We start from the raw sequence: 25,153 nt of genomic DNA on the forward strand, positions 1-25,153 counted from the left end.
TCCATTGAATGTAAAAATGTTACAAAAAATCCTTGATTTTGGTACAATCAAGCATTTGACTTGCCAATAATCCAACAAAACATAGTTAACCCATAGTGTGCAATAATAAAAAGTCAGATAACAACGACATTACTAATTAGATTAGATTAGATTTGTTTTATCTTTTTTCTTTTTTGCTATGCTCGGTCTTGATATACTAAAAATGTACAATCAGCAATAATTTGGTCACTGCACATACTCTTGCAAATGCGAAAGGAATATACCCTTATGAGCAGCAATATTTTTTCAAGTGAAGCTAGAAATGAGTTTAAATGGATGAACGAGTCTGAGCATTGGGCGTTTACTGAACGAGGCGAGCTGCATGTAGAAGCGCCTGCAGGCGCTGATTTTTTCAAGGACCCAGCGCAAAAGCATATGGTCAGCTCTGCGCCTTTCCTGTTTAAGTAAATTGAAGCATCCTTTGAGCTTACCGTTCAGCTTCAGGTGGATATGCACCATATTTATGATTCCGGTTGTTTGATGTTGATGGCAGATGATAACAACTGGGCAAAGCTATGCTATGAATTCAATGGAGAATACCCAACCATTGTATCGGTTGTAACAAAGGACGGTTCATCCGATGATTGCAACTCAATGCAGGTAACAACGCCTGCCCCGTTTTTACGGATTACGAAGCTGGGCAAGGTTGTATCCTTTTATTACTCAGAGGATGGCGAGCGCTGGACACTTGTTCGATACTTTGGCGTAAATGAGTCCAGATCATATGTTGCGGGAGTAGTTGCTCAATCTCCGCAAGGGAAGGGCTGCCGCGTTATCTTCCAAAGTCTTAGCATAACGAATCCAGAGGCAGGCAGCAGATTTTAATATTTCGAAGCATAAGCTCGCATCGAGTCGCTGATCGGCGAGCTTGAAGTGGTTCAAATGGACAGTTAAAAAGGCTTGCTCAGAAAGTCAATGAAAGCTGACAATCTGAACAAGCCCTTTTCTTGCTTGTGGTCTTTTGGCGCTACTCTACGCCGTCGTTAAAGTTTTTCTCGTAGTTTTTGTCGCCTTTATGCTCCAAATCGCTTAACGTTTTCTCCAGCGTGACTACAATTTGCTCTTTCGCCGCGGCAAGTGTATCGTAAAACAATGCTTCCTCACTACCAACAATCTTCACTCCACTAAGCGCCTGTATAGACGAAAAGCGTCGATGCTGCTCAGCCAAATCATCTAATGCTTTCAGCGTATGCTTCGTCTGCAGGAACAAGTCCCGGTGATGCTGCTCCGTCAAACGCTGCTCTAATTGATTTAATCGTTCATTCATCGTTATCGTCTCCCTCGCCTCATGAATTATCGCTTTCGCTTGGACTGCTTATCCTTCATAAACTTTCTCGCATTTTTCATGCCGCCGATGCCAGCAAAAATCGTATTCAGCTTCTCAGTCTCAATTTGCCTTGAATTTAGCCCCTCGTACTTGGCTTCCTTCTTTAATTTGAGATAGCTTGCCAGCCGCTCCGCTGCCAGCTTTCCCTCCAAAATCGCCTGCTGCACAGCGCAATGCGGCTCCGTTTGATGAGAGCAATCCGAAAACTTGCATCGGGAAGCAAATTCATCAATATCTACAAATGCTTTTGATAGATCGGCGCTTTCAATCCCCAGCTCACGCATCCCTGGCGTATCGATAATGACTCCGCCACCAGGCAGCACAAACAGCTCGCGGTGCGTCGTTGTATGGCGGCCTTTATCATCATTTCGAGTTTCCTTGGTATCCATAATCGTTTCACCAAGCAACCGATTAATCAAGGTCGATTTGCCAACGCCTGAAGAGCCGATAAAGACAAACGTTTTTCCGACAGCCATATAATGTTGGATCGCGATAAATCCATCCTCAGACAGCCCTGATGTTGTCACTACATCTACACCAATCGCAGCCGTATAGACCTCGTTAAGCTTTTCCTGCACATCCTCGCATAAATCTGCTTTGGTGAGCACAACTACAGGCGTCGCGCCGCTATCCCATGCGATCGATAAATAACGTTCAAGTCTGCGCAAATTAAAATCATGATTAAGCGCCATGCAAATAAAGACAATGTCCATATTCGCAGCAACGACTTGAATATCGTTAGACGTACCCGCCGCTTTGCGCTCGAAGGCACTTTTTCGCGTAAGCACATGGTGGATGATCGCTCGATCCCCCGCTTGCAGGCTTTGCTCCTCCCGCTCCGATTGAGCAAGCATCACAAAATCTCCGACTGCAGGGTAATCGGCCAACGACCTTGCCTCATAGCGAAATTTGCCGGAAACCTCAGCGAAAACCTCGCCATGCTCGGTAATAACCTTATACAAATCTTTATGCTGAGACGATACTCGCCCAAGCTTCATCCCTGTATATAATGTGGACTCTTGAATAAAGCGTTCAGTTAGCCCTACGTTAATCATCTTTGTATTCACTTGTTTTCCTCCTCAAGCTGTCATAGACCTATAGGAGGCGAAGTGCTCGTTATGGTTTTGCACAACCCTCCCTGTCTACTACAATCTGAGCGATTAATGAAGCTGTATGCTTGTTATTCATAACACAACTTCCCCTTTCTTTTTCAAATATACCTTCATATTAAAATGATCGGTCATTTATAGCAAGCTTAAACATCGATCAAACTGCAAGTACAGCATGATCATTGCAACGTCTCGCTCGCCGCTGATTTTGCCGCCGGCAGCCAGCCGGACAGAATCGCTCCACCTTGCGGACGATTGCTTGCTTTAAGCTCGCCGCCATGCCTTCTTACAATTCGCTGCGAAATCGTAAGGCCCAGGCCGCTGCCGCCCGTTGCACGATTGCGCGACTGCTCGCCGCGATAGAGCGGCTCAAACACCCGCTTAAGCTCCTCTTGCGCAAAACCATGGCCCGTATCATAGATGGCAAAGACAATCCTTTGCTCCTCCCTGCCGCACTGCACCGTTATTTCTCCATGTGCAGGAGTGTGACGCACCGCATTATCCAGCAAATTATTAATAGCCCGCTCCAGCAAATGAGAATCTCCGTTCACCATGCACGCTTCTGCAGCGTCATCCTCGTTAATGTTGTCAAATATAGCAATGCTTTTTTTCTGGGCAAGCAGGCTCAGGCTGTCTATCGAACGCTGTAAAATTAATCGCAAATCAAGCGGCTTGCTGTTAAGCTTCGCATCCACATATTCCATCTTCGTAAAGGTAAACAAATCCTCCACCAGCCGATCCAATTGCAGCGACTTCTCCTTGCAAACCGCCAAATATTTGGCAGCCTGCTCTGGTGATTTGGCAATGCCTTGCGCCAATCCGTCCAAATATCCGCGCAGCGCAAATAGTGGTGTGCGCAAATCATGAGCTACGGCCGATATGACGAATCGGCGTTCCTCCTCCAGCTCAAGCTGCTTCTGATGGGAGCTTTGCAGCCCGTTGACCATTAGAGTAAACCCTTCCCGCACCTCAGCAATTTCTGTAATGCGCGATCTGGGAACCTGCACATCCAGATCGCCATCGGCAATTTGTCTTGCGGCTACACTCATTTGCTCAAGCGGTGTAAGCAGCCTTCGTCTCATTTGCATGCCAACGATAAAAAAAGCGAGCAGCAAGCCTATGAATGCGGCAACCACCTGCACGGTGTATGGGTTAGACTCGGACTCCAGAGCTAAATCCTGCTTTGCCTGCTGCAATCGGGCTTGCAGCTCCTGACGCCAGGCCGGATCATCCCATTGCTCCGGGCTCGCTTCAAGCAAATGAATCAGCTCGTTTAAATGCCCCTGCAAATGCTGCTGCACCATTTCCTGCTGCTCCGATCTGCTGGCAATGCTGAGCGACTTTGTTTCCACAACATGCGCCACCACAAAAAAGATCCATGGCAATGTAAGCAAGAGCAATAAGCAAAGCACCGTGAACGTACGAATGCGTACTGTCTTCATATTTATCCTCCCTCGAAGCGATACCCTATTCCCCATACATTGACCAAATATTGCGGATTGTTCGGATCGGCCTCTATTTTCTCGCGCAGTCGGCTTAAATGAACCCGTATCGTATGCTTGTCGCCTACGCCATCCCAAAATTTATCTAGCAGCTGGTCATAGGAAAACACCTGCCGCGGATGCTCAGCAAACAACCGCAGCAGCTCGTATTCGCGCGGAGTCAGCAGCACAACCTTATCTTCAACCAACACTTCCCTGGTCGACAAATCAAGCTTGATCCGCCCGTAATCCAGCAGCTTCGCATTCAATCCCCGATGTGCAGTCGATCGCCGCAGCACAGCTTTCACTCTGGCAATAATTTCACCAGGCGACGCTGTCTTGACGATATAATCGTCACCACCTAGCGTAAGCCCTCTAATTTTGTCCACGTCATCGCTGCGCGCACTTAGAAAAAGGATAGGGACATCGCTGCTGGCGCGTATTTTGCGGCACAGCTCAAATCCGTTTTCCCCCGGCATCATAATATCTAAAATCATGCAATCTATCGCATGCTGCTGGAACAGCGACCATGCCCCGGTAGTATCGCATGCAGTTAATACATGAAAGCTGTCATTTTCCAAAAAATCTCGCAGCAGCTCGACAATGCTTTGATCATCATCGACAACCAATATTGTGCTTTTGTCCGTTTCCTTCATTCAAATCCCACCTTTGCATCTCATTTTATCATTTTTCATGTAAAAACCATCATCGCCTCATCATTTGTGATCATTTGTTTATTATTTTGTGATACTTTTGCTGCTTTATTTGAGATATTGCTGGGCTACGATTTTAGTATGAGTTCAGTTTAAGGGCTGACATGTGATTGAGATTGGGAGGTTGTCTTTATGTTAAATGTACAAGTGGTGCTGTTTGATGGCTTTGACTTGTTGGATGCTATTGCACCTTATGAGGTGTTTTGTGCTGCCAATCTGAAAGCAGCTAACAGCTTTGATGTTCAGCTCGTGACGGCAGAAGGAGCGAGATTGGTCAGCAGCGGCATTAATGGTCTGCCAATTGAAGCCTCCGGCAAGCTCGATCCGCAGCGAGCAGATATTATTGTTGTGCCCGGCGCTTCTGGCGAGGTTGATGAGGACGGTCCCGATTCTGTTCCTGCGATATTGGGTCGTGCGGCGCAGTCGGAGCTAACTGATTTGATGAAGGTGGCTCTTGCTCGCGAGAATTGCATCGTTGTCACAGTCTGTGGCGGATCACTCGTGCTGGCCATGAGCGGATTGCTGGAAGGCAGGCCGGCAGTGACAAACCATCTCGGCATGGACTTTCTCGGCGCAACAGGCGCCGTTCCAATTGCAGCCCGGGTCGTGGACGATGGCAATCTTATTTCGGGAGGCGGCGTAACTTCCGGCCTTGATGTTGCATTATACGTTGTCGAGCGAGAGCTTGGGCCACAAATTGCACATGCGGTCGAGCAGCTGTTTGAATTTGAACGGAGGGGAACGGTGTGGCGAGCGGCAGGTCTTGTCCCTAAAGCAAGCAAAGCGTCTGCACCTGCGACAGCTTCAGCAACAGTGCGATCAGACGAGATGGCATCCGCTGGCCTTCATCGGAGCGATGAGCGCGAACCGTCGCAAGCCTCTGCTGCTGCTTTATTTTCCGAACAGAATGAAACAGCAGGCTTTGACGGCGATTGGGATACGGTTATCGCTACGCCAGTCGGAAAGCTGCAAGTAATGCTCTCGATTTCAATCAAGGATGGCGTCATTCAAGGAACTGCGACACAAGGAAATGAAACAGTGAGCTTTCTCGAGCCAAAGCTGCAGTACAATAAGCTGAGCTGGTCTTTGCGCATTACAAAACCGATGCGCTTAAATTTGAAATTCGAGGTTACTGTTGAAGGCGATGCTATGCTCGGGGTGGCAAAGGCTGGTGTGCTGCCTGCCTCCAAAGTAACAGGCATGCGAATTTCGCAGGTTAGCACACTGCAAGCAACAACTAGGGAGAGTTGAAGCATATGAACAAGCGAAAAATATGGTTTCGGCTTTTAGCGGCCGTTAGCAGCGCCTTTATCATTTACGCACTCGTCAAAAACTTTATCATTGATCCGGACGCAGCAGCGTTTCTGGGGTATAAAACCGGACTAAAGCGCGAGCTGAAGCTGCCGCAATGGCTCAATGTCATGTACGTTCACGTCGTATTTGCCTGCTTGGCAATGGCGGCTGGCTTGCTCAACTTTTCCAATCGGATCTTTGAGAAAAGCCGTAAATTCCATCGCATCAATGGCTATATTTATTTATTGTCCGTGCTGATCGTCATTCTGACCTCAGGCTATATGGCGCCATATGCAACGGGCGGTAAAATAAGCAGCATGGGCTTTAATGCGCTTAATATTTTATGGATGATCATTACGACGATCGCATTTGTGCAAATCAAGCGAAAGCAGATCGTCAAGCATCGCAACTGGATGATTAGAAGCTATGCCTTCTGCTTTACGAATATGATGATTCACCTGATTACAACGCTGTTCCATTACGGCTTTAATATGAGTTATCCTTCCAGCTACACCGTTGGCATATACGGTGCAATCGCGCTGCTGCTCATTATTGCCGAGATTGTGGTAAGAACGATCGACCGATTCCAAGGAAATGCCGGCACTGCACGCCAAGCTTAAATAGTGAAGGCAAAAATGCAGCCCCTCCTGTCGATATAGCGCTTGGAACAAAGCATACTCCCGTCGCTTTTTAAACCCTAATGCTCCGCCTTATTTCATTTTGAGGTAGCATTAGGGTTTAAATACGTATTTAAAAGGCTATGATTTCGCTCGCAATGCTATGCTCTTCCTAGCAGGTCAAGGCGGAGCGGTGTAAAAGCGTCGATCAGCTTGCTTTTCTGCAACGCGCGACAGCCATGCTTGGCATTGCCCGGTATAACGATCGTCTCTCCTGCAGATACAATCTGCTTCCGGTCCTCAACTGTAAATTCGAGCTTGCCTTCAAGGCAATAGGAAATCTGCTCATGCGGATGGCTATGCACATAGCCTTCTGCGCCTTCCTCGAAATGCACCTCCATCATCATAATCGACGCCCCAGGCTGAAATATTTTACGCTTCACACCCGGCTCGGCATTTTGCCATTCGTTTAGCTGACTCATTACATTCTTCCTTTCTTGTTCTTCATTTGGGCAGCGCTGCGGAGCAATGCATCCTCCAGTCGCTTTTTAAATCGTAATGCTCTCTATTTAATTTTTAAAAGTGGCATTACGATGTTAAAGGCGACCCACTCCGTTTTTCAGCGCTCCGGAACAAAGCATCCTACAATCGCTTTTTAAATCGTAATGCTCTCTATTTAATTTTTAAGGTTGCATTACGATGTTAAAGGCGACCCACTCCGTTTTTCGGATGCTTTGCTCCTCCGCTGGTGTCTTTTTTCATGATTGTGAAGCTTCGATGTCGAATAAACCCCAAAGTTCTTTCAGCGCTCCGGAGCAATGCATCCTTCTGTCGCTTTTTAAATCGTAATGCTTCTCTTATTTAATTTTTTAAAGGTTGCATTACGATGTTAAAGGCGACCCTCTGCGTTTTTCGGATGCTTTTCTCCTCCGCTGGTGTCTTTTTTTGAGTGCAGGACCAAGAAGCTGGGATGCTAGTAGAAAATGAGGAACGCAGCGTAGGCAATAGCTACGTGAGCACCTAAAATGTTTCCACAGGAAACATACTTCGGAAGCATAGACTCTCGCTAGCGTTCAAGATTCGCCGTCGAATAAGCTCCAACGCAATCGCATCGTCATCAAAGTCCAGCTTTTTGAACTACCTCTTTCAATAAAAGTTCAAAAATTCGGCTTTCAGGACCAAGAAGCTTGGACGCTAGTAGAAAACGAGGAGCGCAGCGTAGGCAATAAGCTACGTGAGCACCGCAGTTTTCGCTAGCGTTCAAGATTCGCCGCCGACTAAGCTACAAAGAAGTTACATCGTCATCAAAGTCGGATTTTTGAACTACCTCTTCCAATCGAGGTTTAAAAAGCTGGGCTTTCAGGACCAAGAAGATGGCACGATACTAGAAGGCGAGGAGCGCAGCGTAGGCAATAAGCTACGTGAGCACCGGAGCCTTCGGTAGCGTGACATATTCGCCGTCGATTAAGCTACAACGCAACTGCATCGTCATCAAGGTCCAGCTTTTAAACTACCTCTTTCAATAAAAGTTCAAAAATTCGGCTTTCAGGACCAAGAAGCTTGGACGCTAGTAGAAAATGAGGAGCGCAGCGTAGGCACTTGCTACGTGAGCACCGGAATTTTCGCTAGCGTTCAAGATTCGCCGTCGATTACGCTACAAAGAAGTTACATCGTCATCAAAGTCGGATTTTTGAACTACCTCTTATACGTATTGGGTTTTGTTGCTGCTGTACACATACTGCACCACCCCAAACTCCCCAGCTGAAAGCTGCATACTGCGAGCATCAAATTGTGGTGCGAGCTCACGGCATCGCGCTTGAAACTGCTCAAAGCTGCCGAATTCATCCACCGATCCTAACTTGCAAAGGTAGGCAGCAAGTCTGCCGTAGGCGCGATATTCGCAATGAAACAGCTTGTCATGATAAGGCTGCAGTGGCTCGCTGCACCAGATTGCAGCGTAGCCGCCATCCTTTTCGCCAAACAGCCAATGTCCGTCATGCAGCGATGAGTCTAGCTTCGCTTCAGGAAAAAACAGATGGGTAAATGCAACCGGATGCTCTTCGCCGATTGCATAGATCGCGCCGAGCGTGCTGCCTTGCTGCTTGACGGCTGGCATGATGCCGTTGCCGTACCAGTAGCCTGGTCTCATGCCTACCTCATCAGCCAGCTCTCCTGGATGATTGGTGAACAGCACTGTATCGTTATCCAGCGCCGCATACCACATATGCTGCTGATAGCCGTAAACACCCGGCTCAAAGCGTGTTGTGCCGTGAAACCGTTCATTGAAGGATTTGACGTATTCATTCGATTCGATATCCGCGTATTCCTCAAAGCTGATATTGTCCCAGTAGACAGGCGCTGCATCATAGCGCGGCGACTGCACCGAGGTAAGCAAATATCGCGGCTGCTTGTAGAGCTTAACCCAAGCATTTCCAGTCGGGTATTCTATATCCAAAGGCTTGTCCATCAACTCGGCATACTGATAAGGAAGCTGATAGCGGCTGTTCATAAGAAAGGCAAGCCATTCGCTGTTTCCTGCAGGCGCATCGGGCTTTAGCAAATACATCAGCGACTGCGCTGCTTGTGTAAACGGCAGGATGACAGAGCGGTAAATGCGAGCCTGCGGCGTCACGATCGAGCCGCGGAAGGCATGGCTTGCAAAGCTCTTTATAATAACATCAATAAGTGCTGCGGCTCTTTCCGCTTCGTCCTGCTCCATATAATCCACAGCATTCAGCAGCGCGCCCATCGTGACACACATATAATCGGTGCTTTGGAACTCCTCGAAGCCCCAGCACTCGACATCTGTCAGCCAGTCGCGGATGCGTCCAAGTGCAACCGCCTTGACCTCGCTGCCAGATCTGCCTGAACGCACAAAGTGCCGATCGGGATAACGGCTGCCCGCCATATATGCGCAAATATAGAACATAAGCGCATGATTTTCACTCCAGAAGCACATTCCGTCCGAGCCGTTCTCGGTCATCCAGTAGCGATAGTTTAAGATGGCCTGTTCCGCTCGCTGCTCCAGCTCAGCTGGCAGCTTGTGTATATCCATCAGCCTGAGCAAGCCTGCCAGATGAAAGTCCGAGCAGTCCTCTCTGCGCTCAATTTGCTCAATAGCGCGGCTAATATGAAGATGATCGTTCGCACCAGCCTTGCCTAAATTCCAGCGCGCCAATACATAGAACAGCCCGAAGCGCAGCGGCTCAAATGAGCCTGTCGCTCCAATTGCCGCCAGCTCCTCAAATACGGCAGCTTTGGCCTCGGATGTGTCAGCAACAGAGCGATAGACAGGGACGCGATTGTGCAGCAGCTCAATTTGCCGACTCAGCCTTTTGCCATCTACTATTCCATAGATCAACGCTTCTGCTTCCGATTGTTCCACTGCCACACGGCGCAAGCCCGTAATATCCTTTGCCGCTGCAGGATCAATCCCCTCGCCATAAGCAATATAAACAGCGCAAGGCGGATCAGGAGGCAGCAGCAGCTCATTGCCAGTCAGTGTAATCTCGGACAGCCATTGATCGAGCTTAAGATACGGCTCTGCTGCTGCAGCGTCTGGAAGTCCGGCTGTTATACGGTCGAGATGCTCCAGCAGCTGAATGCCGAATATATTACGGGTATCACGAACAGCCAGATTTTGCAGCATAATGACCAGCGTGTTGCTGCCTTTGCGCAGCGGCAGCTCGATCTCCTGCTTCATAATCGGCTTGTATACAGGATTTGCTGCACTGCTTACCTTGCTGCCGTTCAACCAAATATCTATTGCCGTATAGGTCCATACATTGGCTCGCACCGTTAAGTCTTCCGCTACAGTAAGCGCGGCTGCCGCTAGCAGCTCTACCTTTTGCAGCGTATAGGAAAACAGATTGAAATTAACGAAGCCGCTGCATGGATATAGATATTGCCACGGCTGTCCTAACGGACTTTCAGCACCGATCGCAATCTCCTCTGCCAGTACTGGAGCCAGCTCTACCTTGTCGGCTATTATCGAGCGCAAATACTGCTCGTAACGAATTTGATTTTTGTCAGTCTGTTCATGCTCGAAAGGGCTCAGCCGCGGCCCCGAATAAAGATAGTGCGTTAGAAAACCGCTCCGTGCATCCATGTTTCTCCCTCCAACTCTATCCAACGTTCACGCTCTAACGTTCTGAACATCCCCTCCGCTTGAGTGCACCGCTTACTGGCCCAGCGTGCCCTGCAAACTTTTGGAGTTGAAGCTCGGGTCAGCCTGAATCGATGTCAGCCCTTCTGCACGAGCTGCTGCCAGCGCCTTGGCGTATCGACTGTTCAAATCCTCAATGATCGTATCCAAATCCTGATTTCCTGTCAGAATATATTCTGTAAATGTATCGCTGGCATTTTTCCCCTCAAGCTTCGTTTCCGTTACGGAAAGCGGAGTAGCCGGGAAAATCCCGTCATATTGGGTCGGCATGAAGCCTTCTATGCCTGCAAGCTCCGGCTGTCCGGCTGCTTCGTTAACATATGGCAGAACTGACAAGCCAAGACCTAGCTCTTGATATTCCGTACGCAGCTCAGTTGTATATAAATATTCGAGGAACTTCACGGCTGCCTGCTGCTTGTCCTCATCGGATTGAGCGCTGATTCCAATATAACCGCCCGCATTAACCCAGGTTACCCCGTTTTTTACGCCATCCTTAGTTGGCACAATGGCAGATGCCCAGCGAATATCAGTTGGAAACTGGGACGCATACACAGCCGGCTCGCTGGAATGGTTGACATACATTCCGATTTTGCCCTGTGCAAACTGTGCGCGCAGCGGATCTATGTCAAGCGACTCCGTGCCTGGTATCATGCTGCCGTCCTCTTTCATTTGACGCATCGCCTGTGCAATATCCTTGTACATGCCGAAATCAAATTCGCCGGTTTGATAGTTGTAGCCTTCATGGCTGTTCTCAGAGCTGAGCGAGCCTGATGCAAATGCGGGACGCGTAAAGCCCGAGCTGTTTTTAAAATTGCTGGCGAAGCCATAAATGCCTTCTGATTTGCCCTGCTCGGTAATTTTCTTGGCGATTTCCACCATCTCATCCAGCGTTGCCGGCGGCTCAGTATAGCCTGCCTTCTCCAGCAAATCTACGTTATATAGCAAGCGCCAGAATTGGCCTGAATTGGGAAGCGTATAGACATGGCCTTCCTTGGTGTAAATATCCTCTACCAGCAGCCCGTCGAATTTGGCTAGAAACTCTTCGCTTAGCAGTGTATCAAGCTGAGCATAATAGCCTTTGCTGACGTAGGTTTGAAAGTCGCCGCTGCGGAAAATGTCAGGCGCCTGATTGCTGGCAAAGGCTACCTCAATCGCCTGATTGTAATTATCCGCCATTACCTTCATTTCCACTTCAATGTTGTCGGTATTGGTAGCATTATATTTATCTACCTGCTCCTGCATATAATCCATATCGTGACGGTCAATCGTCCAATAAGCAATTTTCGTTTTTGCTGTACCGTCAGTTCCTTGTGAGCCTTCTTCTGATGTTGAATTGGAGCCGTTGTTGGTTGAACATGCACCAAGCAGCAGCATCACTGCTATCAAGCTGTACAATAATGATGAACGTTTCTTGAATCCGTTGTTTTTCATCGATCCGACCTCCCCTTTTTATTACAAGCGGCATTCTGCGGCTGTGCAAGCCGTCCAATCCCTCTTGCTGCTCTCATTGTAGCATCGCTCCCTATGTTGCTAAGAAGGACAAACACACGATTCTAGGAGGTGAAAATCACTCTGATTGCTCGGAGGCCAAGCTTTCGTATTTGCTGCGAAACTCCGTTGGTGTAAGCCCGGTATGCTTTTTGAACAGCTCTGTAAAATACGGCCGGTCGCGATAGCCCAGCTCAAATGTAATATCCTGCACCTGCATCCCCTCAAGCAGCAGCTCCTTCGCTTTCTCCATACGCGCCGATGTCACATACTGCATAAAGGTCATCCCTGTTTCCTTCTTGAACAGATTGGAGAAATAGCTTGGGCTCAAATGAACAGCATTGGCGCATTCCTGTACCGTCAAGTCCTGACCGAGCTGCTCTTGTATATAGTTGAGAGCTTGATGGATCAAGCGGCCGACATTGTTTTTTTGTCTGCTCTGCATCCAGTCGCATCCCGTCCGTCCAAGCTCCTTCACATCGCGAATCAGCTCTGCGGTGGACATATATTTCCCTTTCTTAATCATGCCCAGCTGCTCATCCAGCCATATGCGCTGCTTCTCATCCGCCTTCTCGGCCACGACACGGTAAATTGAAAAAGCAAGACCGTAAAACAAATTCGTCATCACATCCGGGTCTGGCGGAGCAGGATAGCGCAAGCACTCCTCGCAAATGCCGTCCAGCAGCCTTTCGACGCCTTCATGATTGCCCGAGCGCAAGCAGTACAGCAGCTCCGTTTCCTTCTCGGCCGAATAATGCGGCACCGCATGGCCCTGCCGTTCAATATCGCTGTACGAAATGAGACAGCCGCTGCCGAAATAAAACTGGTAGCTGAGCGCCGTCTTGGCCTGATTGTAGGACAACGGAATCTCTCCAATCTCTTCGACTCTGCTGCCGACGCCGATTGAAATATCCCGCTTGGCATACTGCTTGACATTGCGCTGACAAGCCTCCGCCAGCTCAAGCGTCTCGCCATCGCCTGAAGGATTCATCAGCACAACAAATTGTCCCAAATGCTCGCGGAACACAATCGCCTTCGTTTGCTTGCCCAGCGTTTCCTCCAAAATATTTTGCACGGCATAGCGGGTCAGCTCCACATCGCGCACTGAAAGCGGCGCTTGCTCGTCCATTAAACCGTCGATTTGCGCAATCATCGCGATAAAGCCGGTACGCTCCAAATCTATGCCGAGAAACTCCCATTTCTCGCTGGCATGCTTCGGCAGCTCGTCATGGCGAATAAGCAGCTGGAAATATTCCTGGCGCAAATACGGCAAGCTCTCCCTCACCTTGCGCTCCAGCGCCATCCGATCAAGCCGCTCCAGCCTTTCCGACTCGATCTGTTTTTTGGCGCGCAGCACGACCTCTAAAATTTGCTGTGTCGTAAACGGCTTGACCAAGTAATCGAAGGCACTGAGCCGAACCGATTCCTGCGCGCATGTAAAGTCAGAATAGCCGCTGAAAAAAATAACCTTCGTCTGCCCTTCATCTACACTTCTAAGATTGCGGATCATATCAATGCCGCCAAGCATGGGCATGCGTATGTCTGTCAGCACGATATGAGGACGCTTCTCGTTCAACAGCCGCAAGCCATCCTGTCCATTTCCAGCCGTTCCTACAATGTCGATGCCATGCTCTGACCAGGGAATAATTTTTAATAGACCATCAACTACAGCCTTTACATCATCTATAATGCACATCGTAACTTTGCTCATTGGCTAATCGCCTCCTTCGCCACAATCGGAATGATTAACTTGACCACGGTATGAACATTCGCTTCGCTTTCCAGCTTGATTGCAGCCGAATGCCCGTAATATAGAGATAATCTGGAGCGTACGTTGGAAAGCGCATAGCTCGTCTGCTCAGAGGCAGGTTTATTCAGCATTCTCTCTACACGAGCCGCATCCATGCCAGTGCCATTGTCAGCAACAGACAGCGCCAGCATGCCTTCCTGCTCGTACGCCGCAATTGTAATTTTCCCTTTATACGGCAGCTCCTGAAAGCCGTGCAAAATGCAATTTTCAGCAAGTGGCTGCAGCAAAATCTTCAGAACAGGAGCATCAAGCAGCTTCTCCTCGACAGGTGCTAGCTCATAATCGAACAAATCGGGATAACACATCGCCTGCAGCAGCAAATACTGCTCGACATGCTTCAGCTCTTGACGCAGCGTCGTAATTTCCTGGCCATTATTGAGCCCGAGTCGGAATAGTAGCGACAGCGACACAATCATTTCACTTACCGCCTGCTGCTCGGCCATTTCGCTTTTCCAGTAAATCGTATTTAACGTGTTATAGAGAAAATGAGGATCGATTTGCGCCTGCAGCGCTTTTATTTCTGACTTTCGCTTCTCCTGCTCGGAAGCCTTCACTTCCAGTATCAGCTCGCCGATTTGATCCATCATTCGGTTGAATTTATGTCCCACCTGGCTAATCTCATCTTCAAAAACGCTTTCAAATCGAACGTCAAGCTTGTTGCGCTCAACCTTCAGCATCAAATTGCGCAGCTTGAACAGCGGCTTGAGCAGCAGCTCTGACAGCATGCTGGACATAATGAGCGCCAGTATGACACAGCCGCCCATAATCGAAAGAATCGCCAGGCGCAGCCGGTGAACTGGCTCCAGCAGCTCTGCTTTGGATTGATAGCCGATCAGCACCCAATCGGGGTTCATGTCCAGCGTAGCGTAGTTGACCAAATAGCTGCTGCCGCTTTCTGATGCATAATTATAATGGCCGCGCTTGTCCAGGCCGATGCCCTCGTACATTTTGCGCTCGCTGTGCTGCAGCCCTTCTCTCGATGCGAACACCTTTTGGCCGCTGCGGTCAATGACGAGCTGATTTAAGCTGGCGCCTTGCATATGCGCGCCAATCAGCTCCTGCAAATAATCCTCGCGAATATTAACGATGACATAGGTGTTTTGCAGCTGCTTGTCAAAGAGCGGCTTAATAATTAAGGAGACGACGTAGTTCCCTCTGCTGAACAGCTCATCCGTATGGCCTGTTATCCATAGCTTATTCCATCTGTCCTGCGCGACGGAGATTTTGTCCTGCAGCAGCGTATCCTCGAAAGCGACTGACGGACTTCGCCGGTTTTCCGTTGAGTAAAAATCGCCGATTGGCGTATGCACAAGCACCGAGTCGATCGATTGCTCAGCCAGCATCAGCTGGGCAAACGGTGTTTGCAGCTGAGACAGCCGATTGTAGTACTGATTGCTGTTGTTCGCCTGCACATCACGCATCGTCTGCTGAAACGACTCGCCCATCATAAAGGTCGACACCAGCACAACAATGTTTCGTAAACGCTCGTCCAGCACCTGCGCCGTTTTATTAAGCGTATCCTGACTCGTTTTCGTTGCTTGCATTTCCATTTCACGAGAAAAAAACACGGAAACATATGTTCCCGTGGTAGCTATACAGACAACCGTCAATAATACGAATGAAACCCACAATCTTCTTTTGAGTGACATCTTTCTGAATATTCGTTTCATGCGCATCGCCTCAATTTATATGGGATGTTTAGCCCTTGACTGACCCTGCTGTAACCTGCATAAAGGAGCGGTTGGCAAAAATATAAACGAGAAGCAGCGGCAGGATGGAGATGCAGGCACCAGCCAGCATCAATTGATTTTCCACTGCCGCACCTGCACCATAGCGGAGGCTGGCCAGGCCGACAGGCAGTGTTTGCAAATCAGGCCGTGTTAAGGAAAAGACCAGCGGCAAAATATATTCATTCCAGGCTCCGCGGAATGTAAACAGCGCCACAACCGCCAATGCTGGTCGCAGCAAAGGCAAAATAATTCTCCAAAATATCGAATAAAAGTTGCAGCCATCGATAAGCGCAGCTTCGTCCAGCTCTCGCGGAATGCCGCGAAAGAAGCCGACAACCATAAAAAATGCAGTAGCATGGGCGCTAATTAAAATGATTATGACACCCCATAGTGATTTCTGCAAACCAATCGATACCATCAAATCAAACTGCGGACGCAGCACAACCGCACCGATTGAAATAAATAGTGTAAAGGACTGCAGTAGAATAAACAATTTTTTTCCTTTAAAGGCTACCCGATCGACAGCGTAGGCAGCCATTGAAGCGACCAGCAACGTCCCTACAGTTACGAATACTGCTACAAACATGCTGTTAAAGGTAAATGCAGAGAAATCAGCCTGGTTCCATGCCTGCACGTAGTTTTTAAACTGCCATTCCGCAGGAAACAGCGTTGCGCCTGTTGTTAGCTCCAAATTAGTTTTAAAGGAGCCAAGCAGAGCTACAACAATCGGAAACAGCAGCAGCACGGACATGGACAGCAGCAGCAGCCATACTGGGGTGCGCACTAAAATTTTTCGTATCGTCATTCTGATAGCCTCCTTTAGTAAATGCTGTTAAGCTTTTTCGATACCCAGAAGTAAATCCATGTCACCAGACCAACAATGACCGCTGTCGTAAACCCGACCGCGCTGCCGTAGCCGATGTTTTGTACGGAGGTGCCTGTCGTAGTTAGCGGGAAGAACAGCTTGTACAAATACAAATACATGACCTCGGTTTTGCCGAATGGACCTCCTTCCGTCAGCACCATAATGCTTTCATAGCCTTTAAGCGATACGGTAATCGCCAGCATAATGATCATTTGCAGAACTGGCCCAAGCATCGGAATCGTAATATACCATAGGCGCTGCACAGGATTAACGCCGTCAAGCGATGCCGCTTCATAAATGTCGTCTGGAATGCTCTGCAGACCGGCGAGAAACAACAGCATATAGTTGCCGATCGCTCCCCAAGCGGCGATGATAATCGTAGTCAGCATGGCAAATGAGGCCCCCAGCCAATCAATTGGCGCTGACACGATATTAAGCTTCATTAAATATTGGTTGAGGATGCCATTGTATGAATTGAACACGATATAGAACACAATCGCCATGACCGAGGCACTGAAAATGGTCGGCATAAAAAATATTGCCCGAAATAAATGGCGACCGCGCAGCTTTTGGTTTAAGATGACTGCCAATATGAGCGAAAGCGGCAGCGTAATGACCAGTTTACCGCCAGCGTATATAAAGGTATTCCATACCGAGTGCCAAAACTCTGTATCTCTCGCAACTCTCGCAAAATTATCAAGCCCGATAAAGCGCGGTGTGCCAAAGCCCTGATAATCGAAAAACATATAGCGAAGCGCCCAAATAATTGGATATATGCCGAACACTAGCGTCAGAAACAGACTGGGAAAACTGAATAAATAAGCTCCGATTCGATTGTTACGCATACCTTCATCACCCCTTCGTAATCATAGCTTAATTGTACAAGCCAGCCGGCTTTGCACGGGATAGAGCATTCGACGAGACAAGGGGGACAAACCGACTCTATCAGAAGAGGAGCATTGAAGCATGTGGGCATTACAACGTTAAACAAGCTGTCCAGCTATACAGAGCGCGAGATCTTAAGCCTTCACGGAGTTGGTCCACGCTCCATGCCTACCCTGCGTGAAGCTTTGGCAGCGGAAGGTCTATCATTCAAGCAGGTGTAACCACAAACCAAAGAGGGGTTATTCAAATGGCCAGTCTTGACTGACATTCCTGAATAACCCCCTCTTGCATATAGCGTTAAGCATAAGCATGATCAATGAACATATTTGCCATGTGCAGGAATTGCAATCTCGTCAAAATGCTCGACCAGCTTTTTCAAGCTGTCGCTCAGCTCTTGTCCTTCCATTGGCAAGCCATGTCCCGTTACTGCAATTTTCGGCTTGAGTGCCTCCAGCTTTTCTACAGATTGGCGCGCCTGATCCCAATCCGGCGTAAAATATTTCGGCGGCCCGCTTATTTCCTGCTTTTGCACAAACACCTTATAAATCGATTCCTGCTGAACGGTAACAAAAGCATCGCCTGCAATCAAGGCGCGGTCGTCCTCACGAAATAACGAAATATGGCCAGGTGTATGCCCAGGCGTATGCAGCCAGCGCCATCCTTGCAGAAACGGAATTGTTCCGTCAGATGGCAGCGGTTCCACATGCTTGCCCAAATTTACTGGAGAGCTTGGGAAAAAGGATGAAATTTTAGCGAGCAGTCCTCCATCGACGGTTGGATCGGGTGGTGAATACGACTGTTTGCCCGTTAAATAAGGAAGCTCCAGCTCATGGGCATATACGGGCACATTCCAATGCTCGACCAGTTCGACAATGGCACCGACATGATCAAAATGGCCATGTGTCAGCACAATCGCTTGCGGGCGATTACCCGCGCCGAATCTTTCCTCCGCAGTAGAAATAATCGCCTCGACGGATCGCGGCATTCCTGCATCGACCAGTACCCAGCCTTCCTTCTCCGGCTGTCCAATCATACAAATATTGACGATTTGAATCGTATGGCAGAAAACATCCGGAAGCACTTCCTGTCCCTTCCCGCTTTGAATAGAGGTCGCTGGAAGATAGACATAGTCGTCTCCATAACGCATTTCTTGGTCCATCATAAAGCTCCTTATACTTTTCTGATTGGCCAAATTAAAACCTCAAGCTGCTTCGTATAGGTTAAAATCGGCTCAGTGCCAGGCAGCGGAATGCCTGAAGCCTCGGTTATCGTGCTCTGCTCCAGCTCTAATTGAGCCGATTGCAAAGGCCATGGAAAATGATGAATATTGGCCACCAGCAAGCTTCTTCCTTTTAAAGCATAGAGACTGTACCTTTCTGTCAGCCAATAAAGCTGGGTATCGGGAACAGCGTGGAAAACTTCGCTGCTCGTCGGATAATAAGTTGCTGTAAACTGTGCAGCACCCTTGTGCGAATCCGTTCTGTGGCATATATATTGGAATCTGCCATTTTCTCTTTTCCAGCTCATTGCAGCATTCATATAAGGAAGGCCAAATAATCTGGAAAGCTTCACCGTAAGCCAATTCTCCGCATCCGCGCTAAATAAAAAGATGCCTGGCTTCCCTTGATGCGTAACATATGTTCTGAAGTTCAACTCCAAAAATGAACTGGTAAAAGGTAAGGCCGGGAGTCCTCTAATATTTACATGCCGCATATAAAACGGCGAGAGCGAAATCCATGCCTGATCCTGCCAAAGATCCAGCTTCAGCTGTTCGGGAATGAGCGAAGCCATTAATGCCGGATCTACTGGCCAATGAGCAAATAGCAGGTCCTGCCAAATTTGACGCATTAACCATTTGCCTTCTGGCAGCTCAAACGGTCGATGGCCAGTTGTTTGCAAAATTTCATCAGGGTGCATTGCTTACTTTTCCTCGCTGGTAACCAGCTTGGCTTCGTTGTTGAATACATAGCGATGGATAAACCATTCGACGATGCCGAGCACAACGGCCATAATGATCGTCTCACTAATGCTCAAATCCCATCCCATCCAGACTGCTGCTGCCCACAAAACTACAAAAGCAAGCACCGCGTCGGACAAGGTAGCGATAATGTTGTTCGTTTTCCGCAAAATGATCTGATCTCCTAATATATAGGCAATGATCGTAAGAACGGTTGCTGTAACGAAAGCGCTCCAAAAGGAAACGTCTGCAAAATACATCAATAACAGCACAACGACCAAACCGTTGGCAATCCATTTAAGAACAAATTTCATAACGATATAGCTCCTTTCCTGAGTTTGCTTGTATTATCTCCATTACACTCCTTCCTATTCAAACAAATGCCAAACCAGCAATACTTTTGCAATGGAAGTAATGGTAAATGTGAGTATCAAGTAAATCCTTTTAGGGAATAAAATCAACAGGGCATCTGGCCTTACTATCGCGCAAGTCACTTGAAGGGAGTTTAAGAATGGAAAAGTCCAAAAAGATTAGCCTTCTTGCCCTGTCCTCCATTCCGTTAATTATGACCTTGGGAAATTCCATGCTTATTCCAATCCTTCCCTCTATGGGTCAGCAGTTGAAGGTTAGTTCTTTTCAAATCAGTTTAGTCATAACGGTTTATTCAGTTGTAGCAATATTTTTAATTCCTGTGGCAGGATTTTTATCTGACCGCTATGGCCGAGTTAAAATAATTATTCCTAGCCTGGTGCTAACAGGACTGGGCGGACTTCTATCCGCTATTGCCTCAACCTGGTTCAGTCAAGCTTATATGTGGATTCTGGTTGGGCGGTTTATACAAGGCATTGGCGCGGCAGGCTCATCTCCTATTGTTTTGCCATTGATTGGAGATATGTTCAAAAAAGAAACCGAGGTCAGCGAGGGGCTTGGGATAATCGAGACTGCTAATACATTTGGCAAAGTGCTTAGTCCATTAATGGGATCATTGCTGGCGTTAATTGCATGGTTTATTCCGTTTTGGGCGATCCCGGTCCTATGTTTGGGCTCTATTTTAATGGTTTCCTTTATGGTGAAGGTGCCAAAAAAGAACTCGTCGTCCGCACCTCCCAAAGCACGAGCCTACATCAAGCAGGTCAAAGCATTGTTTCATGAAAAGGGTAGATGGCTTTACGCCATATTTGCGATAGGCGGCATTTGTATGTTCATCGTATTTGGAGCTTTGTTTTATTTGTCGCAGGTGTCGGAGGACAAGTATGGAATCCACGGATTATGGAAAGGGGTTATTTTAGCTATCCCGACCGCCGCTCTGTGCATCGCTTCATTTGTAACAGGGAAATTAATTGGCAATAAAAAACCGCGCATGAAATGGTTCAACTTTTTTGGCATGTTAATTGTCAGTGTAATGATGCTTGTCATCGCCTGGTTTGGCGGCAAAACGGTCGTTATGGATGTACTGTATATTTCGATAGGTGCCTTTGGCATAGGCATTTCCCTGCCTTGTCTTGACGCGCTGATCGTTGAAGGGATTGAGAAGGAAGTAAGGGGAACAGTCACTTCATTTTATAGCAGTGTGCGTTTTATTGGCGTTGCCGCAGGGCCTCCAGTAGCTTCAGTTATGCTGCTGCCAACGGCAGCTCCATTTTATTATTTGGTGGCTGGCTTGGGTGGAGCTTCCGTGCTGCTGTCGCTGTTTGGCATTAAGCCCAAGCAGCAAGACAACAAGAAGCAGGACAACAAGAAGCAGGACAAAAAACAATCTGATTCGGAATGAGATGCCCTTTTTACTGCAACGGACCATATATGTACAAGCAAAAAGCAGGGAACTGCTGCACTCCCTGCTTTTTATATTAGTATCTGCTCGCTTGGTTCACCATGTTCAACGCTGTGTCTGTGTTTTGAATGTCCATCTGAAGCTGCTGGTTCATATCGTAAGCGTTGTACCAGCCGCGGCTAATCATTAGATTTGTAATTTTTTCGTGAGTTGCAATGGCTTGGTTCAATTGATTTTTTAGAGCTTCTCGTACTTGAGGCGAAGCGGTTTCGGTCAATGCCAACGCGTAGTTGCGAACTCCTGATTTTGCAGCAATTAGAAAATCAGTCGCGATAACTTGATCAGACAAAACATTCATTCCTGTTAAATTTTCCATGATCGGGTTCATATACACCATCCTTTTAATGTTTAATGTTGTGGGTTATTGGTTAGCAGGTTTTTCAATTCCTCAATTGCCGGTACTGAATTGCGAACATCCTCTTGCAGCAGCTGCTTCAATTCGGCATCTGAAACCAGATTTTGCATCGTTTGAGCTTTGGTCATGCACACCGTCTTGAAGGACAGCAGCTCATGCAATTCCAAGGTCTCATGAGGCGCTAGTTGATTATTCATGTCAATCATCTCCTTTCCGTGCTTTAATATCCCACCTGCTGTGCTAATTATGCGAATGGTTTTTGCCGATTTGCTTATTTTTAGAGTGCTCCAAGCAGCAAAAAGCCACCTCGAAAGCTGTATCGAGCTCCGAGGTGGCTTGTTATTAGCTTTATTTAACATGGATGCAACTATGCTATGCAGACATATCCAGCGAATCTGACTTAGCTTGCAGCTTTTTGCGATTCATCGACACAAAGAAGCTGCCAAATCTGCTTTCCGCACGCTCGGCAATAAACAGCGTGAGCATTAGCCCAAGCAGCACAGCGCTAACGGATAGCGGTATAATCCACAAATGCGTAGAGTTCGAGAAAAACGGAATAAGCGAAACAGCAACAATTGGTGGCGCATTCCATTTTCTATCACGTTTATGACCGCAGTCAAGCCTGATCTTTGCTTGCTTTCATTGCGAACTGTTCGCCAAAATGCTGCTTTACATAGTGCTGGAAATCCGCTTCTCCCAAACTGAGCTTCTCCGTCTTGCCGTCAGTCCACTCTGTCAACGAATGGTCTGTTAACGTAACGCTGCCTCGCTCAGTAAGCTTGGTAATCAACGGATGCTTATTGAAGGTGGAGCGCGGATCGTCGGTTATAATTGTTTGAATTTCGTTCAATTCGCTGTCATCCGTAATCATCCAGTTGGAGTCAAAGGCATAGCCGATGCGCCAGTCAACGTCCTTGTGCTTTAATTTCAATTGCAGCACATAGTCGCCGTACTCTGTATCAGTTCGCACGACACGAAAAACTCCATTGCTGGAAGTCACTGTTTCCCCTGACAACGGAACAGGCAGTAAAGGCAAATTGCCGCCAAACCCAGTATCAAGCAAGTAGCTCCTCTGATGATGCTCAAGCAAAATCGCCACATGCGTTCTGCCTACAGCGGAGTATTCACCCGCTTCAGGTCTAAAAACGCTGCCGCGTGTTAGCTTGGTATTGAAGCCCTGCTCCAGCAAAAAGTGATGCAGCAGTGGATTTAGCTCATAGCATAGCCCGCCCTCTTGGCGGGTTACAATCTTGTCAATCAAATTCTCCTTCGTAATCGGACGCGTTCTATGCTCCATAATGCTTAAATTTTCAAACGGTACTGCTCTTGAAGTCAGCTCCAGCAGCTTAGGCAAGCTTTCAAAGGCAATAGTCATATGCTCAGGAAAACCAATTCTGTCTAGAAATAAGCGACTCCATTCACTCATGGCGCACTCCTCCTCCCGATGCCTGTTGATCCAAGGTCAGCTCTAATTTTTGTCCTGCTATTTCAGCTAAATAGCGTGTAAATTTAGACTCTCCACTATAGGTTAAAAACAGCCATTCCAACGCTCGTGTCATGGCAATATAAAATAACGATACTTCTCTTTCCTCCACTTCCTCCAGTACAAAAGGCATGTTTTCTATGTTAACGATAAATACTGCTCGAAAATCAAGACCTTTAGCACTATCAATGGTAGAGATTTTCACCGTCTTTTCGCTACGAATAAATTTACGCTTGGAATCTGCGTTTTCGGTAATCCATGTAAATGGCAGCCCGCTGTGGCGCAAGCTATCTTTAATTTCATCTATATAAGAGATAGAGTGTCTGTTTTTAACGCGATATAAAATTGCAATCTCTTCAAAGGGTATGTTTTTTTCCTGATGGAGAAAATTGATGCACTTCGCAACAAAGTCCATCTCTTGTTTGATTCCTTTAAAAGCATGGATAAGTGGCTCCGGTCCTTTACGCTTTGTCGCTTGAGGAGGAATAATCTCCACTCCATCTATCGTTCCCTCGCGTACTTTATTTTTAAGCTGGGAAAAGGTTTGATAAAAATTCCAAGCAAATTTAACGATTTGTGCTGTATTGCGATAATTAATCGATAATATTTTCGATCTGCCGCGAAAATCGAGGCCAATATCCTGTGCCAGACTTGATTTTCTCTTAAAAATAGACTGCGCACGGTCTTCTACTAATAATAGAGATTGAGTTTCAGGATTCAGACAATAGCTTAACAGCTTTAACCAGTCTGCTTCAAAATCCTGGCCTTCATCAATTAATATTGCATCATAAGCAGGCAGAATTGCTTCCTTTTTACTCACCTTATCCAATAGTACCGGAATATCATCTTCCTTCATTTTCATCTTGTTTCTTAGCCACTCATGGAAATTATAAACCTCTACATTGGAATGTGATTGTCCGTTGTCTATCTGATGCAAATCAAATAAATCCTCCGGCTCATCCAGCTTCTGCTGTATCATTTGCTTCAAGCTGCGTGATAACGGAATGCCGTAGCAAAGTACAAGTATTTTCCAATCAGGGTGCTGCTTCACTAACAGCTTGGCACGAGTTGCGAGCACCAATGTCTTACCGCTGCCCGCAACTCCGCGAATAAGACGATGTCTGTCGCCAAGCTGCTTCGCCATATTTTCCTGGTGCAAATCCATCGTCTTAATATTGTGCAGTGAAAGCAGCAGCTGATCCTGATGTTGAACCGGCATGTTAAAATCTGCTCCAATCCGAACCTCAGGAAAAAGATGAAAGCGAATAGCTTGAATATCTTGATCGGTCAGTAGCAAGCGCCGATACGTTGGTATAGTAAACATGCATTGAATTTTTTCCAGTAAAATATGTTGATCAAAGCCTTCTTCATCGGCATCGATTTCATCTTTACATAATACAAATTGCGGCTCAATAACCTGATACAAACCAAGCTTTATAAAATCCTCTTGTCTTAAACGAGTAAAAACAGTACCGTAACCGTAAGGAAATTTTAAATGAGAACCTCCTTCACGAACCAAGTTTTTATCTTTTTTCAAATGGGTCTCGATCATTCTCGCATAGTCTCGAGCTTGCTTAAGTGGACTTTTTATATGATGCAACTGATTAGAGCCCGAGGTTTCACGAATGATCCACTCGTCATGATTGACTTGATAAATGGTGCTTTTCGTATAATCCTTCACTTCGAGAACAACGATCCCCAGGTCAGGGCCGATGATTACAAAATCAGGGCGCTTTCCACGAATTTCAGGCTCATAATAAACAATATAATCGCTAGGCAAATAATCTCGTAAACTAGCAAACAAAATACGTTCGCCTGACGTCGCTTTTCTTGGAATAACTTCAGGTACCATATAAGCCATATTTTATCTCCTCTAGTACAATATACCTACGGCTATTATAGTACAAAAAAGGATGCTAGTGAATCATTTCCATAGTTAAGTTTGTCGCTATATGGCTTGTAACATAATCCAATCTCGTGAGATATTAAGATGAAAGGAGTGAGG

The 25,153-nt window shown here is 47.2% G+C and carries 25 protein-coding genes; 6 read left to right on the forward strand and 19 right to left on the reverse strand.

Annotated features, from left to right (window positions below):
* The first annotated feature begins 267 nt into the window (after window positions 1–267).
* Both KJS52_RS27855 and KJS52_RS25410 read left to right on the forward strand, forming a co-directional pair.
* On the forward strand, window positions 268–447 hold the full coding sequence (locus KJS52_RS27855) for a DUF1349 domain-containing protein (protein ID WP_306433604.1): 180 nt from the start codon (window positions 268–270) through the stop codon (window positions 445–447).
* Entirely contained in the window at window positions 448–864 is a 417-nt protein-coding gene (locus tag KJS52_RS25410) for a DUF1349 domain-containing protein (RefSeq protein ID WP_306433605.1), read from the forward strand.
* A gap of 142 nt (window positions 865–1,006) precedes the next feature.
* Here KJS52_RS25410 and KJS52_RS25415 read toward each other — a convergent pair whose 3' ends face one another.
* The 4 genes from KJS52_RS25415 to KJS52_RS25430 all read right to left on the reverse strand — a co-directional run bounded on the left by KJS52_RS25415 (window position 1,007) and on the right by KJS52_RS25430 (window position 4,612).
* Window positions 1,007–1,306, reverse strand: a complete 300-nt coding sequence (locus tag KJS52_RS25415) for a hypothetical protein (RefSeq protein WP_213520165.1) — start codon at window positions 1,304–1,306, stop codon at window positions 1,007–1,009.
* Window positions 1,307–1,332: 26 nt separating this feature from the next.
* Window positions 1,333–2,433, reverse strand: coding sequence for a ribosome small subunit-dependent GTPase A (gene rsgA, locus KJS52_RS25420; protein ID WP_246563943.1), 1,101 nt, complete (start codon window positions 2,431–2,433; stop codon window positions 1,333–1,335).
* 221 nt (window positions 2,434–2,654) lie between these two features.
* The gene (locus tag KJS52_RS25425; protein ID WP_213520167.1) at window positions 2,655–3,917 is read right to left on the reverse strand and encodes a sensor histidine kinase; all 1,263 of its coding nucleotides are present in this window, start codon (window positions 3,915–3,917) and stop codon (window positions 2,655–2,657) included.
* Between the two features lie 2 nt (window positions 3,918–3,919).
* A complete protein-coding gene (locus KJS52_RS25430; RefSeq protein ID WP_213520169.1) occupies window positions 3,920–4,612 on the reverse strand; it encodes a response regulator transcription factor in 693 nt (230 codons plus the stop codon).
* A gap of 189 nt (window positions 4,613–4,801) precedes the next feature.
* On the opposite strand from KJS52_RS25430, the gene KJS52_RS25435 reads away from it, so the two are divergent.
* Together KJS52_RS25435 and KJS52_RS25440 are read left to right on the forward strand one after the other, a co-directional pair.
* On the forward strand, window positions 4,802–5,920 hold the full coding sequence (locus KJS52_RS25435; RefSeq protein WP_213520171.1) for a DJ-1/PfpI family protein: 1,119 nt from the start codon (window positions 4,802–4,804) through the stop codon (window positions 5,918–5,920).
* Window positions 5,921–5,925: 5 nt separating this feature from the next.
* A complete protein-coding gene (locus KJS52_RS25440) occupies window positions 5,926–6,582 on the forward strand; it encodes a DUF2306 domain-containing protein (protein ID WP_213520173.1) in 657 nt (218 codons plus the stop codon).
* A 158-nt stretch (window positions 6,583–6,740) separates the two neighbouring features.
* Here the strand turns inward: KJS52_RS25440 and KJS52_RS25445 are convergent, their stop codons facing one another.
* From KJS52_RS25445 to KJS52_RS25475, 7 genes are all read right to left on the reverse strand, one after another.
* The gene (locus tag KJS52_RS25445; protein WP_213520174.1) at window positions 6,741–7,061 is read right to left on the reverse strand and encodes a cupin domain-containing protein; all 321 of its coding nucleotides are present in this window, start codon (window positions 7,059–7,061) and stop codon (window positions 6,741–6,743) included.
* Window positions 7,062–8,281: 1,220 nt separating this feature from the next.
* A complete protein-coding gene (locus tag KJS52_RS25450) occupies window positions 8,282–10,687 on the reverse strand; it encodes a hypothetical protein (protein WP_213520176.1) in 2,406 nt (801 codons plus the stop codon).
* Between the two features lie 72 nt (window positions 10,688–10,759).
* Complete coding sequence (locus KJS52_RS25455; RefSeq protein WP_213520178.1) at window positions 10,760–12,175, reverse strand: ABC transporter substrate-binding protein; 1,416 nt, start codon at window positions 12,173–12,175, stop codon at window positions 10,760–10,762.
* Between the two features lie 136 nt (window positions 12,176–12,311).
* Window positions 12,312–13,943, reverse strand: a complete 1,632-nt coding sequence (locus tag KJS52_RS25460; protein ID WP_213520180.1) for a helix-turn-helix domain-containing protein — start codon at window positions 13,941–13,943, stop codon at window positions 12,312–12,314.
* Complete coding sequence (locus KJS52_RS25465) at window positions 13,940–15,592, reverse strand: sensor histidine kinase (protein ID WP_246563944.1); 1,653 nt, start codon at window positions 15,590–15,592, stop codon at window positions 13,940–13,942. Before KJS52_RS25465 ends, KJS52_RS25460 begins: the two co-directional genes overlap by 4 nt.
* 148 nt (window positions 15,593–15,740) lie before the next feature.
* The gene (locus tag KJS52_RS25470) at window positions 15,741–16,523 is read right to left on the reverse strand and encodes a carbohydrate ABC transporter permease (protein ID WP_373871392.1); all 783 of its coding nucleotides are present in this window, start codon (window positions 16,521–16,523) and stop codon (window positions 15,741–15,743) included.
* Between the two features lie 68 nt (window positions 16,524–16,591).
* Entirely contained in the window at window positions 16,592–17,482 is an 891-nt protein-coding gene (locus KJS52_RS25475; protein WP_213520185.1) for a carbohydrate ABC transporter permease, read from the reverse strand.
* Between the two features lie 123 nt (window positions 17,483–17,605).
* Between KJS52_RS25475 and KJS52_RS25480 the strand changes: the two genes are divergently transcribed.
* Window positions 17,606–17,743, forward strand: a complete 138-nt coding sequence (locus tag KJS52_RS25480; protein WP_246563945.1) for a helix-hairpin-helix domain-containing protein — start codon at window positions 17,606–17,608, stop codon at window positions 17,741–17,743.
* A 92-nt stretch (window positions 17,744–17,835) separates the two neighbouring features.
* On the opposite strand, the gene KJS52_RS25485 is transcribed toward KJS52_RS25480, so the two are convergent.
* The 3 genes from KJS52_RS25485 to KJS52_RS25495 are packed head-to-tail and all read right to left on the reverse strand — an operon-like array spanning window position 17,836 to window position 19,793.
* Entirely contained in the window at window positions 17,836–18,681 is an 846-nt protein-coding gene (locus tag KJS52_RS25485; protein WP_213520187.1) for an MBL fold metallo-hydrolase, read from the reverse strand.
* 11 nt (window positions 18,682–18,692) lie between these two features.
* Window positions 18,693–19,439 carry a YqjF family protein gene (locus tag KJS52_RS25490; protein ID WP_213520188.1) on the reverse strand — a complete coding sequence of 249 codons (747 nt, stop codon included), beginning with the start codon at window positions 19,437–19,439 and terminating at the stop codon, window positions 18,693–18,695.
* Between the two features lie 3 nt (window positions 19,440–19,442).
* Entirely contained in the window at window positions 19,443–19,793 is a 351-nt protein-coding gene (locus KJS52_RS25495; RefSeq protein ID WP_213520190.1) for a DUF2512 family protein, read from the reverse strand.
* Between the two features lie 197 nt (window positions 19,794–19,990).
* Between KJS52_RS25495 and KJS52_RS25500 the strand changes: the two genes are divergently transcribed.
* Window positions 19,991–21,250 carry an MFS transporter gene (locus tag KJS52_RS25500; protein WP_213520192.1) on the forward strand — a complete coding sequence of 420 codons (1,260 nt, stop codon included), beginning with the start codon at window positions 19,991–19,993 and terminating at the stop codon, window positions 21,248–21,250.
* Between the two features lie 76 nt (window positions 21,251–21,326).
* On the opposite strand, the gene KJS52_RS25505 is transcribed toward KJS52_RS25500, so the two are convergent.
* The 5 genes from KJS52_RS25505 to KJS52_RS25525 form a co-directional block, all read right to left on the reverse strand.
* Window positions 21,327–21,638, reverse strand: coding sequence for a spore coat protein (locus KJS52_RS25505; protein ID WP_213520194.1), 312 nt, complete (start codon window positions 21,636–21,638; stop codon window positions 21,327–21,329).
* Window positions 21,639–21,658: 20 nt separating this feature from the next.
* Complete coding sequence (locus KJS52_RS25510) at window positions 21,659–21,862, reverse strand: spore coat protein (RefSeq protein ID WP_213520196.1); 204 nt, start codon at window positions 21,860–21,862, stop codon at window positions 21,659–21,661.
* Between the two features lie 175 nt (window positions 21,863–22,037).
* Window positions 22,038–22,196: a hypothetical protein gene (locus tag KJS52_RS25515; RefSeq protein ID WP_213520198.1), complete on the reverse strand. Its 159-nt coding sequence runs from the start codon at window positions 22,194–22,196 to the stop codon at window positions 22,038–22,040.
* A gap of 85 nt (window positions 22,197–22,281) precedes the next feature.
* Window positions 22,282–23,091 carry an arylamine N-acetyltransferase family protein gene (locus KJS52_RS25520; protein WP_213520200.1) on the reverse strand — a complete coding sequence of 270 codons (810 nt, stop codon included), beginning with the start codon at window positions 23,089–23,091 and terminating at the stop codon, window positions 22,282–22,284.
* Window positions 23,084–25,009: a 3'-5' exonuclease gene (locus KJS52_RS25525; protein ID WP_213520202.1), complete on the reverse strand. Its 1,926-nt coding sequence runs from the start codon at window positions 25,007–25,009 to the stop codon at window positions 23,084–23,086. Before KJS52_RS25525 ends, KJS52_RS25520 begins: the two co-directional genes overlap by 8 nt.
* Between the last annotated feature and the right edge of the window lie 144 nt (window positions 25,010–25,153).

Source organism: Paenibacillus montaniterrae (assembly GCF_018403185.1).
Lineage (GTDB): Bacteria > Bacillota > Bacilli > Paenibacillales > Paenibacillaceae > Pristimantibacillus > Pristimantibacillus montaniterrae.

Bases quoted from the DNA above. Each gene is read 5' to 3' on its own strand.
- KJS52_RS27855 (WP_306433604.1), top strand. From the start codon at position 268: ATGAGCAGCAATATTTTTTCAAGTGAAGCTAGAAATGAGTTTAAATGG.
- KJS52_RS25415 (WP_213520165.1), bottom strand. From the start codon at position 1,306: ATGAATGAACGATTAAATCAATTAGAGCAGCGTTTGACGGAGCAGCAT.
- KJS52_RS25425 (WP_213520167.1), bottom strand. From the start codon at position 3,917: ATGAAGACAGTACGCATTCGTACGTTCACGGTGCTTTGCTTATTGCTC.
- KJS52_RS25430 (WP_213520169.1), bottom strand. From the start codon at position 4,612: ATGAAGGAAACGGACAAAAGCACAATATTGGTTGTCGATGATGATCAA.
- KJS52_RS25435 (WP_213520171.1), top strand. From the start codon at position 4,802: ATGTTAAATGTACAAGTGGTGCTGTTTGATGGCTTTGACTTGTTGGAT.
- KJS52_RS25440 (WP_213520173.1), top strand. From the start codon at position 5,926: ATGAACAAGCGAAAAATATGGTTTCGGCTTTTAGCGGCCGTTAGCAGC.
- KJS52_RS25445 (WP_213520174.1), bottom strand. From the start codon at position 7,061: ATGAGTCAGCTAAACGAATGGCAAAATGCCGAGCCGGGTGTGAAGCGT.
- KJS52_RS25450 (WP_213520176.1), bottom strand. From the start codon at position 10,687: ATGGATGCACGGAGCGGTTTTCTAACGCACTATCTTTATTCGGGGCCG.
- KJS52_RS25455 (WP_213520178.1), bottom strand. From the start codon at position 12,175: ATGAAAAACAACGGATTCAAGAAACGTTCATCATTATTGTACAGCTTG.
- KJS52_RS25460 (WP_213520180.1), bottom strand. From the start codon at position 13,943: ATGAGCAAAGTTACGATGTGCATTATAGATGATGTAAAGGCTGTAGTT.
- KJS52_RS25465 (WP_246563944.1), bottom strand. From the start codon at position 15,592: ATGGAAATGCAAGCAACGAAAACGAGTCAGGATACGCTTAATAAAACG.
- KJS52_RS25470 (WP_373871392.1), bottom strand. From the start codon at position 16,523: ATGTCCGTGCTGCTGCTGTTTCCGATTGTTGTAGCTCTGCTTGGCTCC.
- KJS52_RS25475 (WP_213520185.1), bottom strand. From the start codon at position 17,482: ATGCGTAACAATCGAATCGGAGCTTATTTATTCAGTTTTCCCAGTCTG.
- KJS52_RS25485 (WP_213520187.1), bottom strand. From the start codon at position 18,681: ATGGACCAAGAAATGCGTTATGGAGACGACTATGTCTATCTTCCAGCG.
- KJS52_RS25490 (WP_213520188.1), bottom strand. From the start codon at position 19,439: ATGCACCCTGATGAAATTTTGCAAACAACTGGCCATCGACCGTTTGAG.
- KJS52_RS25495 (WP_213520190.1), bottom strand. From the start codon at position 19,793: ATGAAATTTGTTCTTAAATGGATTGCCAACGGTTTGGTCGTTGTGCTG.
- KJS52_RS25500 (WP_213520192.1), top strand. From the start codon at position 19,991: ATGGAAAAGTCCAAAAAGATTAGCCTTCTTGCCCTGTCCTCCATTCCG.
- KJS52_RS25505 (WP_213520194.1), bottom strand. From the start codon at position 21,638: ATGAACCCGATCATGGAAAATTTAACAGGAATGAATGTTTTGTCTGAT.
- KJS52_RS25510 (WP_213520196.1), bottom strand. From the start codon at position 21,862: ATGAATAATCAACTAGCGCCTCATGAGACCTTGGAATTGCATGAGCTG.
- KJS52_RS25520 (WP_213520200.1), bottom strand. From the start codon at position 23,091: ATGAGTGAATGGAGTCGCTTATTTCTAGACAGAATTGGTTTTCCTGAG.
- KJS52_RS25525 (WP_213520202.1), bottom strand. From the start codon at position 25,009: ATGGCTTATATGGTACCTGAAGTTATTCCAAGAAAAGCGACGTCAGGC.